The organism is Bisgaardia hudsonensis (assembly GCF_004345785.1).
Taxonomy (GTDB): Bacteria; Pseudomonadota; Gammaproteobacteria; order Enterobacterales; family Pasteurellaceae; genus Bisgaardia; species Bisgaardia hudsonensis.
On the sequence record NZ_SLXI01000001.1, the window covers coordinates 236,493 to 254,010 of the forward strand.

Annotated in this window: 11 protein-coding genes and 4 tRNA genes; 11 read left to right on the plus strand and 4 right to left on the minus strand. The window is 34.1% G+C overall.

The features are described 5' to 3' along the window. Positions 1 to 371 precede the first annotated feature (371 nt). A complete protein-coding gene (gene rne, locus EV697_RS01165; protein ID WP_132021716.1) occupies positions 372 to 3,350 on the plus strand; it encodes a ribonuclease E in 2,979 nt (992 codons plus the stop codon). Positions 3,351 to 3,450: 100 nt separating this feature from the next. Here rne and ycaO read toward each other — a convergent pair whose 3' ends face one another. Further along, entirely contained in the window at positions 3,451 to 5,214 is a 1,764-nt protein-coding gene (gene ycaO, locus EV697_RS01170) for a 30S ribosomal protein S12 methylthiotransferase accessory factor YcaO (protein ID WP_132021718.1), read from the minus strand. 237 nt (positions 5,215 to 5,451) lie between these two features. Here ycaO and EV697_RS01175 point away from each other — a divergent pair. From EV697_RS01175 to EV697_RS01195, 5 genes are all read left to right on the plus strand, one after another. Next, positions 5,452 to 5,528, plus strand: a tRNA-Met gene (locus tag EV697_RS01175). A gap of 7 nt (positions 5,529 to 5,535) precedes the next feature. Then, positions 5,536 to 5,620 (plus strand) — tRNA-Leu (locus tag EV697_RS01180). A 26-nt stretch (positions 5,621 to 5,646) separates the two neighbouring features. Then, positions 5,647 to 5,721 (plus strand) — tRNA-Gln (locus EV697_RS01185). A 43-nt stretch (positions 5,722 to 5,764) separates the two neighbouring features. Then, positions 5,765 to 5,839: transfer RNA gene (locus EV697_RS01190), tRNA-Gln, on the plus strand. A 336-nt stretch (positions 5,840 to 6,175) separates the two neighbouring features. Continuing rightward, positions 6,176 to 7,447: an NRAMP family divalent metal transporter gene (locus EV697_RS01195; RefSeq protein ID WP_132021720.1), complete on the plus strand. Its 1,272-nt coding sequence runs from the start codon at positions 6,176 to 6,178 to the stop codon at positions 7,445 to 7,447. Between the two features lie 58 nt (positions 7,448 to 7,505). Here EV697_RS01195 and nagE read toward each other — a convergent pair whose 3' ends face one another. Next, the gene (nagE, locus tag EV697_RS01200) at positions 7,506 to 8,960 is read right to left on the minus strand and encodes an N-acetylglucosamine-specific PTS transporter subunit IIBC (protein WP_132021722.1); all 1,455 of its coding nucleotides are present in this window, start codon (positions 8,958 to 8,960) and stop codon (positions 7,506 to 7,508) included. Between the two features lie 289 nt (positions 8,961 to 9,249). Here nagE and nagB point away from each other — a divergent pair, with 289 nt between their 5' ends. The 5 genes from nagB (at position 9,250) to EV697_RS01225 (ending at position 13,928) form a co-directional block, all read left to right on the plus strand. Beyond that, positions 9,250 to 10,053, plus strand: a complete 804-nt coding sequence (nagB, locus tag EV697_RS01205; protein ID WP_132021724.1) for a glucosamine-6-phosphate deaminase — start codon at positions 9,250 to 9,252, stop codon at positions 10,051 to 10,053. Positions 10,054 to 10,063: 10 nt separating this feature from the next. After that, positions 10,064 to 11,209: an N-acetylglucosamine-6-phosphate deacetylase gene (nagA, locus tag EV697_RS01210; protein ID WP_132021726.1), complete on the plus strand. Its 1,146-nt coding sequence runs from the start codon at positions 10,064 to 10,066 to the stop codon at positions 11,207 to 11,209. Positions 11,210 to 11,360: 151 nt separating this feature from the next. Further along, the gene (udk, locus tag EV697_RS01215) at positions 11,361 to 12,002 is read left to right on the plus strand and encodes a uridine kinase (RefSeq protein WP_132021728.1); all 642 of its coding nucleotides are present in this window, start codon (positions 11,361 to 11,363) and stop codon (positions 12,000 to 12,002) included. Positions 12,003 to 12,010: 8 nt separating this feature from the next. Then, positions 12,011 to 12,595, plus strand: a complete 585-nt coding sequence (gene dcd, locus EV697_RS01220) for a dCTP deaminase (protein ID WP_132021730.1) — start codon at positions 12,011 to 12,013, stop codon at positions 12,593 to 12,595. 4 nt (positions 12,596 to 12,599) lie between these two features. Beyond that, positions 12,600 to 13,928: a hypothetical protein gene (locus EV697_RS01225; protein ID WP_132021732.1), complete on the plus strand. Its 1,329-nt coding sequence runs from the start codon at positions 12,600 to 12,602 to the stop codon at positions 13,926 to 13,928. A gap of 59 nt (positions 13,929 to 13,987) precedes the next feature. On the opposite strand, the gene EV697_RS01230 is transcribed toward EV697_RS01225, so the two are convergent. Next, positions 13,988 to 15,295, minus strand: coding sequence for a nucleobase:cation symporter-2 family protein (locus EV697_RS01230; protein ID WP_132021734.1), 1,308 nt, complete (start codon positions 15,293 to 15,295; stop codon positions 13,988 to 13,990). A 147-nt stretch (positions 15,296 to 15,442) separates the two neighbouring features. Beyond that, positions 15,443 to 17,449 carry a choline BCCT transporter BetT gene (gene betT, locus EV697_RS01235; protein WP_132021736.1) on the minus strand — a complete coding sequence of 669 codons (2,007 nt, stop codon included), beginning with the start codon at positions 17,447 to 17,449 and terminating at the stop codon, positions 15,443 to 15,445. Between the last annotated feature and the right edge of the window lie 69 nt (positions 17,450 to 17,518).

A 17,518-nucleotide genomic window follows, 5' to 3' on the forward strand; every position in this document is an offset into this window, starting at 1 on the left:
AAAAATTGAATTACCTTGCCAAAATTCTTTTATCAAGGGATAATAAGGCGTATTTTTAGGTTAAAAAGTTACCTAAAATAATTTGGTTATTATTGATTTATTTATTAATGCAGCGAATGGCATAAGACATTAATAATTCAATAATTTTTAAAATAAGAATAACTGTATGCTTACAAAATTATGAGTAGAACGATAAATTTTGTTTGTACCAAAATGATGAAATAAAAACACTATTTTTTGGTAACGTAATTAAAGCACCCAGCAGTTGACAGTCGAGAGATTGACATACTGTGACAGACACGAGGTCAATTACGAAGCAGAAGTGCGGTTATTTTTATGCTCGTTTTAATAATGAAAATAAGAGAATTTTAATGAAAAGAATGTTAATTAATGCGACTCAAAAAGAAGAGTTGCGCGTTGCTTTAGTTGATGGGCAACGATTATTTGATTTGGATATAGAAAGTCCAGGTCATGAGCAAAAGAAATCAAATATCTATAAAGGACGAATTACTCGTGTTGAGCCAAGCCTTGAAGCTGCATTTGTTGATTATGGTGCAGATCGTCACGGCTTTTTACCTTTAAAGGAGATTGCGCGAGAATATTTTCCTGAGGGATATGTTTATCAAGGCCGCCCAAATATTCGTGATATTTTAAGCGAAGGGCAAGAAGTTATCGTTCAAGTCAATAAAGAAGAACGTGGTAATAAAGGTGCAGCGTTAACTACCTTTATTTCTTTAGCGGGCAGTTATTTGGTGATTATGCCAAATAATCCTCGTGCTGGCGGTATTTCTCGTCGTATAGAAGGTGATGACCGTTTAGAGTTAAAAGAAGCTTTAAGTTCTTTAGATGTGCCAGATGGAGTGGGTTTAATTGTGCGAACTGCTGGCGTGGGTAAATCGCCAGAAGAATTGCAATGGGATTTACAAGTATTGTTACGCCATTGGGAAGCAATTAAACAAGCGTCTAAAAATCGTCCAGCACCATTTTTAATTCATCAAGAAAGTGATGTGATTGTTCGTGCTATTCGTGATTATTTACGCCGAGATATTGGTGAGATCTTGATTGATAGCCCTAAAATTTATGAGAAAGCAAAAGCTCACATTAAACTAGTACGTCCAGATTTTATTAATCGTGTTAAGCTTTATCAAGGGGAGATTCCTTTATTTAGCCATTACCAAATCGAATCTCAGATTGAGTCCGCTTTTCAACGTGAAGTACGTTTGCCGTCTGGTGGATCGATTGTTATTGATGTAACTGAAGCGTTAATTGCAATTGATATTAACTCTGCTCGTTCTACTCGTGGTGGCGATATTGAAGAAACTGCATTAAATACTAATCTTGAAGCTGCCGATGAAATAGCTCGTCAATTACGTTTACGTGATTTAGGTGGATTAGTAGTTATTGACTTTATTGATATGACGCCAGTTCGTCATCAACGTGAAGTTGAAAATCGTATGCGTGATGCGGTTAGACAAGATCGTGCGAGAATTCAGATTAGTCGTATTTCTCGTTTTGGTTTATTGGAAATGTCTCGTCAGCGTTTAAGCCCATCACTTGGAGAATCATCTCATCATATTTGTCCTCGTTGTCAAGGCACTGGAAAAATTCGTGATAATGAGTCTTTATCTCTGTCTATTTTACGTTTACTTGAAGAGGAAGCATTAAAAGAGAATACTAAACAAGTACATACGGTTGTGCCTGTTGAAATAGCCTCTTATTTGTTGAATGAAAAGCGTAAGGCTATTTATAGTATAGAAAAACGCCATTCTGTTGATATTGTTGTTGCACCAAGTGAAGCAATGGAAACCCCTCATTTTGGTGTGTTCCGTGTGCGTGACGGCGAAGAAGTTACCGAGTTAAGCTATAATTTGGCAAAACTTCACGAACAAGATGATATTTTTGTTCCTGAGGAGTCGTTAGTTTCTCGTAATGTCGAAGTGGCTGCTGTTACAAGTGAAACTATGTTGGAAAATGCAGCTGTTTCATTAGCGATTGATACGCCTGCACCAATGCCTGTTGAGAAACCGAAAAAACAATCTTTATTATCTTGTATTATTGCAAAAATAAAAGCGTTATTCTCATCTCCTGAACCAGTTAAAGAGAAAGAGAAGAAAAGCCATAAACATAGTAGAAATGGTAATCGTCAACGTCGTGGTCAAGAAAATCGTAATAATCGCCGTCATTTAAATGAGAATGCCGAGAAGAAAAACGATGAGCGTAATGATAAAACTGATAATAAAGTAAATCGTAATAGCGATAGAAATAACAAACGCAATAAAAAGAATACGTTGGCTAATACTGTCTTGCCAAAAGAGAATGCTGTTTCAAATGAAATTGTTGAAACTATTGTTGAAGAGGCAGTAGAAAAACCAATTCAGCAACGTCGTCAACGTCGTGATTTACGCAAAAAAGTAAGAATTAATGATGTAGAAACTGTTGCTGAAAATGTATTAGAGGATTCTGATGTTGTCGATACTGGTGATGTTATTCTTGAGAATAATGTAGTTGAATCTAAACTAACAGAGAATACAGCCGTATTGCCTGAGCCGTTGATTACATCAGATGAAACGATTGTTGATGATGTTGTTGCCGATACGAATGATGATGTGAATGTCGATGAGAAACGTAAGGAATATTCTGGACGTAATCAACGCCGTTTACCTCGCCATTTACGTATTAATAATCAACGTCGCCGTCGTAATAATACCACTCATTCTAATGAGATTAAATCGCCTATGCCATTGTTTGCCGCTGTGGCTTCTCCAGAGTTGGCTAGTGGTAAAGTGTGTATTGATCCTCAGATTGTTGCAACTAAGAATGTTGGCTTTTTATCAGTAGATGAGTTATTGGAGCAACAAGATAACGAGTTACGTAAGGAAAAAGAAGATATTGTTATTCTTACTCCAGCTTCGGAAATTGTTGTTGATAATGATGAATCAAAATTGTTAGATAATTTTATTGTGCAACCTGCTAATGAATCTTTAGAGAAAAAATTGAAAGATAATTTAGAGCGAGTTAGCGAGAAACAAGAAGATTTATCTACACTAACTAATGTTGCGAACTCTGATGTGTCAGAGGAGACGTTGATATCTGATACCTTTAAAGAAGATAAACCGGTTGCGTTTGAACGCAATTATAACTTTGAGGGTAAATTAGGTACGTTTTCTAGAGTACAGCATATTAGGTCTGAAATAACTCAAGCTAAAGCAACAGAGGAAATATTTAACGCTTATCCTATTGTTGAGTGGAAAGAATCCCGCTATTATTTCTATGGGAAAGGGGCTGCTGGACATCATTGTGCGGTAAGCCATATTTATTCTGAAGCTACTCAAGCAAAAGCGGAAGAATAAACGTTATATTATTAGAATCTTTATTTTAGTATAAAAATAAACCACATTATGTATTTAATGTGGTTTATTTATTTAGGCTGATTTAAGTTTTATTTTGAGATTATTGCCAATTTTCCCTTTTCGCTTTTTGTAGCTTTTCATAGGCATTGAGTAGCTGTTGATGTTCTTTAAAATGTATTAAATATTCATCATCAGCCTGTAAATCATAGAACGGATTTGCACCTTGTAATATTTGCCATACTTGGTTGGTTGTTTCTTTACCATACATTTTTTCAAAAATCATTAAATACTCTTGCGGTGATCTTTGTTTATCAGCAAACAATGTAATGCTATTAATTAAGCAACGGTAATAATTTTTTCTTGTTTCTGTAAACACGGAAGTATTGATATTTAATGTCCAGTTTGCCCATTCTAAAGCATTTTCTAGATCATTAATCGCTAAATATAACATTGATTTTAATTCACCAATACGTAAGGTTGACCAACCAGACTGACGTGGTGCAACTATGCCAATAAATTCTCGAACACGAGTAAGATCATCAATATTCTGTGCATCAAGTTCATCTAATAATTCTTGATAAGTTTCTTTGTCGTGGTGGAAATGTGGTAAGTCTAAAATAATTTCCCGCCAATCCATTCCCATATTGTTATTGGCATAAATTAAATCATCAACAGGATAAATTTCTGACATACTTGGTACAATTACTCGGCAAGCATAGACATCAAGATGTTGATAATCCATTATATAGACTTCTTTTTGTTCTGTTTGGAATATCGCCATTAGGTTTTCATATTCTTGTTGTGTAGAAGGGGCGGAAAAATTCCAATCAGTAAATTCAAAGTCAGTTTCTTGTTTGAAAAGATCCCAAGAGATTAATCCACTTGAATCTATGAAATGGGTTTCGAGATTGGCGAGATCGGCTACATCTTCGTTGTTAAATGAAGGTGCGGTAAAGACATCTAAATCTTTTAAGTTACGCCCTTGTAGTAATTCTGTTACAGTTCTTTCTAGGGCAACTTGGAAATTTGGGTGCGCACCAAAAGAAGCGAAACAAGTGCCATTACTCGGGTTAATTAAGATAACGCAAATTACTGGGTATTGACCACCTAATGAGGCATCATAAGCAAGAATAGGAAAGCCTTCTTCTTCTAATTTTTGAATAGAGGCTTGAATAGATGGATAACGAGATAATACCTCTTCTGGAATAAGCGGTAAGCTAATTGCCTCAGCTATAATTTTATTTTTTACATAGCGTTCAAATATTTCGGATAATCCTTGTACTCTTGCTTCGTATTTACTATTTCCTGCTGACATACCATTAGATACATAGAGATTAGCAATAATACTTTGAGGAATATAAACGGTTTCTTGGGTTGATTGTTGAACATAAGGCATAGCGACAATGCCTCGTTCATCATTGCCAGATTGTAAATCAATTAATAGATCTGGGGTTAATTCTTGATTTGGATCGTAATAATTAAGTAATTCTTCATTTAATAGACCTTCAGGCAAGGTATTTTCATCAGTAATTGAAAACCATTTTTCATTTGGATAATGTACGAAATCATCATTCGCTATATTTTTTCCAAGATAAAAATCTGCAAAAAAGTAGTTGGTAGAAAGACGTTCAAAATATTCGCCAAGAGCTGAGGCAAGCGCTGCTTTTTTTGTTGCACCTTTTCCATTTGAAAAACAAAGCGGGCAATCTTTATCTCTAATATGAACAGACCAGACATTTGGTACTGGATTTAGCCAAGATACTTCTTCAATATTGAAATTAAGTGCGGTCAATTTTTGTTGAAATTTTTGGATACTTTCTTCTAAAGCTGCATCCTTACCTAAAATAAATGTTTTTTCTGACATGGATTTTCCTATTTTATTGAAATTGTTTTGCATAATAGATAACTTTTGATTATGTCGCAAGATGATAAGGTTATTAGTTATGTAAAATCATTATAAGTGATTATTATATTGAGTTTATTTGTACAATCTCTATGCGAACAATTCAGAAATTAAAAAAAATTAAAAAAAAGGGTTGACGATTAGGGAAGATATTAGCATAATTAGCCCCGCAAAGCCGATGAGGTGAATGCGTGTAATGGCTATGTAGCTCAGCTGGTTAGAGCACAACACTCATAATGTTGGGGTCACAGGTTCGAATCCCGTCATAGCCACCATTTACATGCGGGAATGGCGAAATTGGTAGACGCACCAGATTTAGGTTCTGGCGCCGCGAGGTGTGTGGGTTCAAGTCCCTCTTCCCGCACCATTCATTAGCTTGCAGTCATTAGTAGGTGGGGTATCGCCAAGCGGTAAGGCACTGGGTTTTGATCTCAGCATACCTAGGTTCGAATCCTAGTACCCCAGCCATACTATCAATATATTCTTGATAATTCCTTTAAATTTCTTTAATTGGGGTATCGCCAAGCGGTAAGGCACTGGGTTTTGATCTCAGCATACCTAGGTTCGAATCCTAGTACCCCAGCCATATTTCTTTCGTATTTTTTCTATATTTATTTTTACCTTTCTGATTTTTTGATCTTTTTTATTTATTATTTTTAAATTATTAATTTTTTGTTAAAAAATATTAAATTCTTTTATTTCTATTGTTAATAGATTTATCTGCTAGCTTATTTTGGACTAATTGGTTTTTTATTTTTTATTATTCATTTTATTAGTTTTTTGTTTTTTGATTTTTGGTATTTTAATACTGTTGTTAGATTATTATTCTAAAATAATGTTTCTTTTTTATATAAAATTTTGGTAAATTACTAGTCTATTTTAAAGATTAGTATTTTATTAATTCATTCATTAAGAGGTTATTATGGCGGAAGAAAATAGCAACAACATTATTAAATCAACTTGGAAATCAAAATATGCTGCATTAGGTCCTGGAATATTAATGGCTTCAGCTGCAGTTGGTGGTTCACACTTAATTGCTTCCACTCAAGCTGGCGCTATTTATGGTTGGCAACTTGCTATTATTGTGATTTTAGCTAATTTATTTAAATATCCTTTCTTTCGTTTTGGCGTTCAATATACATTAGATTCTGGTAATTCTTTATTAGATGGCTATAAGCAAAAAGGACAAATTTATCTTTGGGTTTTCTTTGTACTTAGTGTCTTTGCGACTATTATTAATATTGCTGCGGTAGGCTTAGTATGTGCGGCTATTTTAAGTTTTGTGTTACCGTCTAGCGTCCCTATTTCAATTTTAAGTTTTATTGTTATTTCACTAAGTGCTTTGATTTTATTAATGGGTAAATATCGCCTTTTAGATGGATTATCTAAGATTATAATGATTACTTTAACGATCACGACTGTTATAGCGGTTGTGATTGCTTTTACTCGTAATGGGGTTTCAGGTGCGGTAACGGATGGGTTTATTTCCCCTTCTCCTTGGAATCTTGCTGGGTTAGGCTTTATTGTTGCATTAATGGGCTGGATGCCTGCACCTATTGAATTTTCTGCGATTACTTCTATGTGGTCAGTAGCAAAAAATAGATTAAAAAAGGTAACCTATGAAGATGGTATTTTTGATTTTAATGTAGGATATATTGGTACTGGTCTTCTTGCTCTTGTTTTTCTTGCTTTGGGGGCATTAGTCCAATTTGGTTCAGGTACAGCAGTGGAAATGGCGGGAGTAAAATATATTGGACAATTAATTAATATGTATTCTTCGACTATTGGAGAATGGGCAAAAGGATTAATTACTTTTATTGCATTTATGTGTATGTTTGGTACAACAATTACTGCTTTAGATGGTTACTCTCGTATTAATGTTGAAAGTCTAAGATTATTAATGAATAAGAAAGAAAGTAGTCCAAAAACACTTAATTTAGCTATATTAGCCGCATCTTGTGCTGGATTAGCCATTGTTTTTTATTTTAAAAGTGCGGTTGGTCCAATGTTAAAATTTGCGATGATTGCTTCTTTTGTTTCTACACCAATTTTTGCAGCACTTAATCTTTCATTAGTATTGAAAGGAAAACATAAAGTGAAAGGTCCATTATTATGGTTATCTTTTATAGGGCTTGTTTATTTAAGTGGGTTTGCTTTATTGTTTATCGCTAATCAAATGGGTTGGTTAAGTTAATTTAAGATATAAAAAAGCCACTGATACTATCAGTGGCTTTAGCTATTCAATAAAAGAATTATAATTGTTTCATTGTATCTGCAATAAGCTCAGCCTCTGGCCCTAAAATAACTTGTAAGTTATTTTCACCTAGTTTTACGTTACCTTTTGAACCTAATGCTTTTAATTTTGCTTCATCAATTTTAGATCTATCCGCTAAAGTTAAACGAAGTCTTGTAATACAAGCGTCAATGGCGACAAGATTATCTTTTCCGCCTAATGCGTCTACGAAACCTTTTGCTCTTTCTTCACGAGAGACATTTTGTGTCTCTACTTGAGATTCAACTTGATCGTCTTCACGTCCTGGTGTTTTGAGATTAAATGCTTTAATTACTGCTCTGAACACAAGATAATAGATAACACCAAATACAACGCCTTGAACTAATAGCATATACCATTGGATTGCAAGTGGATTTCTAGAAGATAATACCATATCCACAAGACCTGCGCTGAACCCAAATCCAGCAATCCATTGCATTGATGCGGCGATAAATACAGATATACCAGTTAATAAAGCGTGAATGACATAGAGTACTGGAGCGACAAACATAAAGGCAAATTCAAGAGGTTCAGTTATACCCGTAAAGAATGATGCAAGTGCAGCTGCAAACATAATAGAGGCTACTTGTGCTTTTTTAGCTGGTTTTGCACTATGATAAATAGCCAAACCAGCTGCAGGTAAACCAAACATCATAATAGGGAAGAAACCAGCTTGATACATACCTGTAATGCCTACAACGGCTTTGCCTTCAGCAAGTGATTTTGCACCACCCAAGAAGTTCGGTATATCGTTAATACCAGCAACATCAAACCAGAATACTGAGTTTAGTGCGTGGTGTAATCCGACAGGAATAAGTAGGCGGTTGAAAAATGCGTAGATACCAGCTCCTGTTGCACCTAAATCTTTGATACTTTCACCAAAGCTAACTAACGCATTGAAAATTGCAGGCCAAATATAAAGTAAAACAAATGAAACTAAGATCATTACAACTGACACTACAATAGGTACTAGACGTTTTCCACTAAAGAAAGCGAGTGCTTTTGGTAATTCTACTTGATAGAAACGGTTGTATAGCTCGGCAGAAATGACACCTACGAGGATACCAATAAATTGGTTATTGATTTTTCCAAAAGCTGCTGGAACTTGATCTGCTGCTATTCCTTCTAATTGTGCAACAGCACCAGGGGAAAGAAGTGTGGTTACAACAAGGTAACCCACTAAACCAGAAAGTGCCGCAGATCCATGTTTATCTTTTGACATACCAAATGCAACACCTACAGCAAAAAGTATTGCCATATTATCAATGATGGCAGCTCCAGATTTAATGAGAAGAGCAGCTAATTGACTGTTTCCACCCCATCCATCTGGATCTAACCAGTAGCCGATTCCCATTAATACAGCAGCTGCTGGTAATGCTGCAACAGGTACCATTAATGCTCGACCTATTTTTTGTAAATAACCGAGAATATTCATTATTTAACTCCTTTCAGTATAAAACTTTTCGATTATAACGTTCTTTATTTTAACCTTCTTGTAGCTAATGAGTAACTAAAATTAGTTAGATATAAAGACGAGAATACTATATTCTTATTAAGAATTTTTGTAAATTTAATTTAAATCGGATTTGTGATAAATATCACTATTTTGAAATAAGTCATATTTTTCATTAGATTTTGGAAATTAGTTGACCTATAATGTTGTAAATGAAATAAAACTTCAATATTTGTTTTGAAATATAAAAAAAACTCTAAAGGTGGTTATTATGCGTCTAATTCCATTAAAAACATCTACTCAAGTAAGTAAATGGGCTTCTCGTCACATTGTTGATCATATTAATGCGTTTTCTCCGACAGCAGATCGTCCATTCGTATTAGGATTGCCTACTGGTGGTACGCCATTGGAAACATATAAAGAATTAATAAAGTTATATGAAGCAGGGGAAGTAAGCTTTAAACATGTTGTCACATTTAATATGGATGAATATGTTGGTTTACCAAAAGAGCACCCAGAAAGTTACCATTCATTTATGCACAATAATTTTTTCAATCATATTGATATTCCAAAAGAAAATATTAATATTTTAAACGGAAATACCGATGATCATGATGCTGAATGCCGTCGCTATGAAGAAAAAATTAAATCTTATGGAAAAATAAATTTATTTATGGGAGGCGTTGGTGTTGATGGACATATTGCGTTTAACGAACCCGCTTCATCATTATCTTCTCGTACTCGAATTAAAACCTTAACTGAGGATACATTAATTGCTAACTCTCGTTTCTTTGATAATGATGTAAATAAAGTACCTAAATATTCATTAACTATTGGCGTGGGTACATTATTAGATGCAGAAGAGGTAATGATCTTGGTTACTGGTTATAACAAAGCATTGGCATTACAAGCTTGTGTAGAAGGAAGTGTTAACCATTTATGGACAGTCAGTGCGTTACAAATGCATCCTCATGCCGTTGTGGTGTGTGATGAACCAGCAACACAAGAGTTAAAAGTGAAAACTGTGAAATATTTTACTGAGTTAGAAGCTAGAGCGATTCATAGCGTATTATAGGAGAGAGATAATGAAATATGCATTAACAAATTCTGTTATTTATACAGAAAAAGATGTTTTATATGGGTATGCTATTGTTGTGAATGGTGATCTAATTGAGAGCATTTTATTAGAAGAAGAATTAGACTCAACTATTGAGAAAATTGATTTAAAAGGAGCTAATTTAACGGCTGGTTTTATTGATGTACAGTTAAATGGTTGTGGCGGTGTAATGTTTAACAGCGATATTACCGTTAAAACTTTGGAAATTATGCAAGAGACTAACTTGAAATCAGGTACAACAAGTTATTTACCTACTTTTATTACCTCACCTGATGAGGGAATGAAAACTGCGGTTCAAGTAATGCGTGATTATTTAGGTAAATATAAAAATCAAGCATTAGGTTTGCATTTAGAAGGTCCATATTTAAGTGTTAAAAAGAAAGGGGTACATCGAGAAGAATATATTCGAGAAATAACCCCTGAAATGAAAGCATTTCTTTGTGATAATGCCGATGTGATTACTAAAATTACTTTAGCTGCTGAAAATCCAACAGCAAGATATATTAAGGATTTTGTTGAGCAAGGAATCATCGTATCAATCGGTCATTCAGATGCAACTTATGATGTAGCTAAAAAAGCAATTGAAGACGGAGCAAGTTTTGCTACACATTTACATAATGCAATGTCACCTATTAGTTCTGGTCGAGATATGGGCGTTGTCGGTGCAGTATTAAGTAGTGATATTTATACTGGTATCATTATTGATGGTATGCATATTGATTATGAAAATGTAAAAATTGATAAGAAAATTAAAGGGGATAAACTTTGTATTGTAACGGATGCAACCGCTGCTGCTGGTGCAGATATTGATTCTTTTGTATTCGTAGGTAAGGTTGTTCAAGTTCGTAATGGTAAATGCTATGATGAAAATGGTTCTTTAGGCGGATCATCAATTACGATGATCGAATCTATTGAAAATGCAGTAAAACATGTAGGCATACCATTAGATGAAACATTACGTATGTGTACAATCTATCCAGCAAGAGCAATCAAAGTTGATGATCATTTAGGCTCTATTGAAGTTGGTAAAATTGCTAACTTAACTGCATTTACTCATGATTTTAAAGTTGTTGGTACAGCAGTGAATGGTGAGTGGAAATTTACTAAAAATTAACCGCACTTTAGCAATGATAAAAGTAATTTAATTTTAATTAGCAAAAGATCCAGTTTTAATTGGATCTTTTTTATTTTATTCGTCTGAATTTAGTGCCAAAAAATTATTTTTTCTTTATAATTTGGTATTATTTATTTTTTTAGGGGATTGTATGTCTGATCAATCTTGTATCATTATCACAATTACAGGTGCTTCGGCATCGGGAAAAAGTCTTATTGCCTCAACTATTCATCGTGAACTCTGTAATGAATTGGGTTGTAAGGATATTGGTATTATAGCGGAAGATAGTTATTATAAAGATCAGAGTCATTTGGCTTTTGAAGAGCGTATTAAGACAAATTATGATCATCCTAATTCGATCGATCGTGATTTATTAATTGAACATTTACAAAAATTAAAACAAGGTATCTCGGTTGATATTCCTGTATATAGCTATGTTGAGCATACAAGGACAAGTGAAGTTACACATTTTAGCCCTAAAAAAGTAATTATTTTAGAGGGAATTTTACTTTTGACTGATGAGAAGGTGAGAAGGGAGTCTAATATCTCGGTGTTTGTTGATACGCCTTTAGATACTTGTTTTATTCGTCGTTTAAAACGAGATATGGAAGAACGTGGACGTTCTTTGGAGTCCGTTGTAGAACAGTACAATAAAACCGTTCGACCGATGTTTTTTCAATTTATTGAGCCATCAAAACGCTATGCAGATATTATCGTTCCAAGAGGTGGAAAAAATAGAATTGCGATCAATATGTTAAAAGCACAGATTATGCATTTATTAGGGAAAAATTAGGGATAAAGATGAGATTATGTGATTTAGACATTGAACGTTATTTAGATGAAGGATTGATTTCGTTAGATCCTAGACCAGATAATAACCAAATTAATGGCGCAACTGTTGATGTGAGATTAGGTAATTCTTTTCGCGTATTCAAAGAACATACTGCTCCTTATATAGATCTCAGTGGACCTAAAGAGGAAGTTTCTGCTCAACTAGAAGCCGTAATGAGTGATGAGATCTTAATTAAAGATGATGAAGCCTTTTTTCTACATCCTGGAGAATTAGCATTGGCGACAACGTTAGAAGAGGTGAAATTACCTGCTAATATAATTGGTTGGTTAGATGGGCGTTCTTCACTGGCTAGATTAGGTTTAATGGTGCATGTTACGGCTCATCGTATTGATCCTGGTTGGGAAGGCAAGATTGTTTTAGAGTTTTTTAATTCAGGTAAACTACCTTTAGCATTACGACCGAATATGGTAATAGGGGCGTTGAGTTTCGAGATTTTAAGTCGAGATGCGGTTCGTCCTTATAATGCCCGCCAGAATGCGAAATATAAAAATCAACAAAGTGCGGTAGCAAGCCGAATTGATAAGGATAAATAACCTTATGAGAAAATTTGCCATTATCTTTTTTATTCTAGTGGTGGCATTCTTTTCTTTCAGTTATTTACAAATAGATAAAATACGTACTCAGCTTACTAAATCATTGGTTGAGAACGAGATCGCTTTTTCTAAAATAGAGATCAATTTATTTCCCTTACCTACGGTTATTATTCAGCAACCTCAATTTATTTATGAAAAAGATAGGATTTTTTTTCATTATGCCAGATTTGATTTATCAATACCTTCACTACTATTTGCTGAATTAGCTTTTAAATATATTTCTTTTTCTAATGGAATTAATTCATTTTATAATATTAATGGATTAAATATTAATCTGTCAGAAACCGATTTGAAATTAGATGAATTAATGGTGTTGATTGATAAATTTAAAAAAAATCAAATTTTTGACCGCACTTTAAAACAAAATTATTTTAATTTAGATATCAGTTTTCGTAACAATTCAAAGAAAATGATTCATTTCTCTAGTCATATTAATCTTGATAAAACAATTAATTTTAATCAGGCAAGTCTGAGTATTTCATCTGATAATCTATCAAAGAAAAATATTATAAAAATAAATCAAGGGATAATTTATCGACAAGATGATTTAAACTATAAGTTATTAGTAGGTGATTTGTGGGTGAATGAAGGGCATTTTGTGGATACAACGGTATTTTTTCGGCTACCCCAAAATAATGAACAAAATTATTATTTGACTATTAATGATAAAAATAATTATGTAAAAATCAATGTATTTCAAGAAAATGAAATAAATCAACTACTTACTCTAAATGTTTTTTTATCAATGGAATCCTCTGATTTACTTAAATCGTTGCAATTACCGATGATATCTTCTGGTAAATTAAAAGCAAAAGCTAATATCAATATCAAAGATGGTACTATTTTAGATAGTAATTATCTCTTAGCAGCTGAAAAGGGGACTATTTATGGATTGAATTTGCTCTCTATTATTAGACAATATGTACCTATTAATTATGATGAAGATTCACTTAATAACAAGAATATTAATACTTATTTTACTAACCTTTATTTAAATGGTCATTATAGAGATAAGCAGTTTTTATTTTCTGAAATATCATTAACTATGGATGACCTTATTGCAACAGGTCAAGGACGTGCCACATTATTAAATTCTGAATGTGATATTAATCTGGAATTTGCATTAAATCGAAATAAATACTCAGAATATACCTCGTTAAGACTACCGGTTCATTTTTTTGGTCAATGTGATAATCCTCAGTATAAATTACAAGTCAATCAACAGCTATTACGTCAACTAAAATCATTATTATTGAAAAAATTTAGACATTAATATATTTGTCAAAATAAAAAAAGTAGCGTTTAACGCTACTTTTTATATATACCTATTCTTTATTTTTTACTCTTTATTGATTCTTCAGGTAACACTAAATTAAGAATAAGAGCAAGTATTGAGCCTACGGTTATTCCAGAACCAAATACTTCTTTAAAAAAGTGCGGTAGTTTATCTAACAGTTCTGGGCGAGTAGTAACCGCTAGTCCACAACCAATAGAAATGGCAATAATTAATCCATTACGTTTAGAATGTTCTACTTTATCGAGCATTTGGATACCTGCAGCAATAATCATTGCGAACATCATTAATCCTGCACCACCAAGTACAGGTAATGGAATGGAAACAATTAATGCACCAAATACAGGAAATAAACCCGCTAGTACTAATAATCCGCCAGTAAATGCAACAACATAGCGACTTGCGACACCAGTTAGTGAAATCACACCAATATTTTGTGAAAAAGAAGAAAAAGGTGTTGTTGACATTATCGCAGCCAATGCCGATCCTAGTCCATCACAAAGCACTCCACCACGTAGATGTTTACCTGTAATTTCTGTTTGTGTTGCATTACCGAGTGCAAGGAAATTACCATTAGATTCTACAATAGTGACGAGATATGCGATTGACATACCGATAATTCCTGAAATTGGAAAAGCTAAACCAAAATGTAATGGTTGTGGTAATGCAAATACTTGTGCGGTTTTTACTCCGTCAAAATTAACCCAGCCTAATAGTAAAGCGATGATATAGCCAGTCATCATTCCAATTACGATAGCCGCGGCAGAAAAAATGCCTTTTCCCCATTGTACAAGAGCGACAACAATGATTAATACAAAAGTTGCCATTGTCAGATTTTCAGGTGTAGCATAATTCGCATCAGTGGGTTGTCCACCAGCAAACCAGTCAACTGCAACAGGAATGAGGCTTAATCCTATCATCATAACGACTGTTCCCGTTACAACTGGTGGAAAAAGTTTACGAATATATGGCATAAAAAAGCTACCGATAATCATAACGATAGAACCAATTAATGATGCACCTAATATACCAGCAACACCTGATTCACTAAACCCAATAGCTAATGCGGCTGCCACAAAAGTAAAGCTAGTTCCCATTACACTTGGTAGGCGAATGCCTATTGGTCCTAGCCCTCGACATTGTATGATTGTTACAATTCCAGAGACTAATAATGCGGCATTAACAAGGATAATGGTATCGGTTGTCGGAAGCTTTAGAACATTTCCAATGACTAATGGAACGGCAATTATACCGCCTAATGCGGCAAGTAAATGTTGTGCTGCAAGTAGAAGCGTTAAGCCTAAAGGTGGTTTATCTTCTACGTTGTACAATAAGTTATTATTCATAAGATACCCTAATTTAGTAAAAAGAGTGCGAATTATACTTGAATTTTTATTTTAAGAAAACGATTGCGTCATAGGATAGATGGATAAAAATCATAAAAAAAGCGAACCTCGTAAATAAGGTTCGCTATTATTTTTTAGATGATTTTATTAACGTTCAAGATGTAAATATTGCATATGACGTTCATATTGATTCAGAATATCGACTAATACTTGTTCTTTGGTATAACCGACTAAGTCGTATTCTTGCGATCCTTCATCAAGGAAGACCTCTGCTCTGTAATAGTATTCTGCATGAGTAGTTTGCGTATTTAAGGTAAAACTTGGACGTTCAGCCTTAACTAGATAAACTTCGTAAACAAAATCAGTTTCATCGCCATGACCTACTTTTAGGCTTAATCCTTTAAATCCTTGATGTTCAGCGTTTTCAACTAATCTTGTTTGCAGTCCACCTGTTTGTAGCTCTTTTGATACTTCTTGCATTGCGGTTAATACAACAGATTGCATAAACACTTCTACTTGATTTTTATTTGGGAAGTTGACGATACGTTGTAATCTCGCTTTCCAATTTTTACCACTATTAATCACATTGGCAGTATCGGTTGCATTGGCTTTACGTTTATTACCCTCTTGTTTGAGCGACTTCCAAATGGATATCATATATAAGATTAAAATGATTGAAAATGGTAATCCAGCGATAACAGACACTGATTGTAATGAGCTAAAACCACCAGCAAATAGTAATCCTAGTGTGATTGCTCCTGTTGCAGATGCCCAAAATAATCTTAACCAAATTGGTGCGTCCGCATCATTTTCTAATCCACGAGAGCTTAAATTAGATAATACTAATGCACCAGAGTCAGCGGAAGTAATAAAGAATATTAAACCGATAATGACACCAGAGAAAGATAAAATATTACTATAAGGGTAGTATTCAAATAAGGCAAACATACCCATTGCAGCATTATTAATTGCGGTTTCACCAAGCTCTTTTGCACCACCAGCAACGAGATCAATCGCTGAATTTCCAAAGATTGAGAACCAAGCAAAGATGAATCCAAGTGGGATAAACATTACACCAAATACAAATTCTCTTAAGGTACGGCCACGACTAATTCTTGCAATAAATAAGCCTACGAATGGAGCCCAAGCTACCCACCACGCCCAGAAGAAAACTGTCCACCAAGATTTCCATTCTGCACCAGATTTGCCTTCATAAGCATAGACATCAAATGTTTTTACTAAAATTGATTGGAAATAATCACCAATATTTTGAGTAAAAGCATTAAATAAGTGAACAGTATTACCCATTACTAAAACAGCAATAAGCAGTAAAATTGCGGTAAACATATTAAATTCAGATAGTCGGCGAACGCCTTTTTCAACGCCTGTCATCGCGGATAAAGCTGCCGCTATTACAACAGTGATGATAATAATACTTTGTACTAATTTACTGGATTCAATACCAAAAACGTGTGTTAAACCTGCATTTGCTTGTAATACACCAATTCCTAAACTGGTGGATATTCCCATTAATGTACAGACAACACCAAAGGTATCCACACTATCGCCTAGCCAACCTTTCACCAATTTTTCACCAAAAATAGGTGTTAATGCACTACGAAGTGCTAATGGCATATTTTTTCTATAAGCAAAGTAAGCTAATGCCATACCGATTAGGGCATAAATTCCCCAACCGTGCAATCCCCAGTGGAGAAATGCTTGTGGTATTGCTGCTCGCATTGCTTCTGCACTTGCTGGTTCAATGCCTGCGTGTGGCGTTAAATAATGCATTAAGGGTTCTGATGCACCAAAGAAAAGTAAATCAATACCAATACCAGCGGAGAATAGCATTGCCGCCCAAGCGAGAAATGGAAATTGCGCTTTCTCTTGGTCTTGACCTAGCTTGATATTACCATAGCTTGATACACCAACAAAAATAGCAAAGATACTATAAGCCGCAACAGCTAGCATATAATACCAACCAAAATTATCGGACACCCAAGTCATTCCTGAACTAAGTAATGCTTGGCTATAATCTGGAAATAGAATTGTCCAAACTATTAATATAATTGAAATAATCGCAGAACCAAGAAAAACAGTTTTGTTTAATCTTAGTACTTGTGTTGTTTCATTATCTGAAAAAGAATTATTCATAATAAATCTCTGTATTAAGTTAATATTATTTTTAATAAGGTTTTAATTTACCAAGTAGCGAAGTAAAAC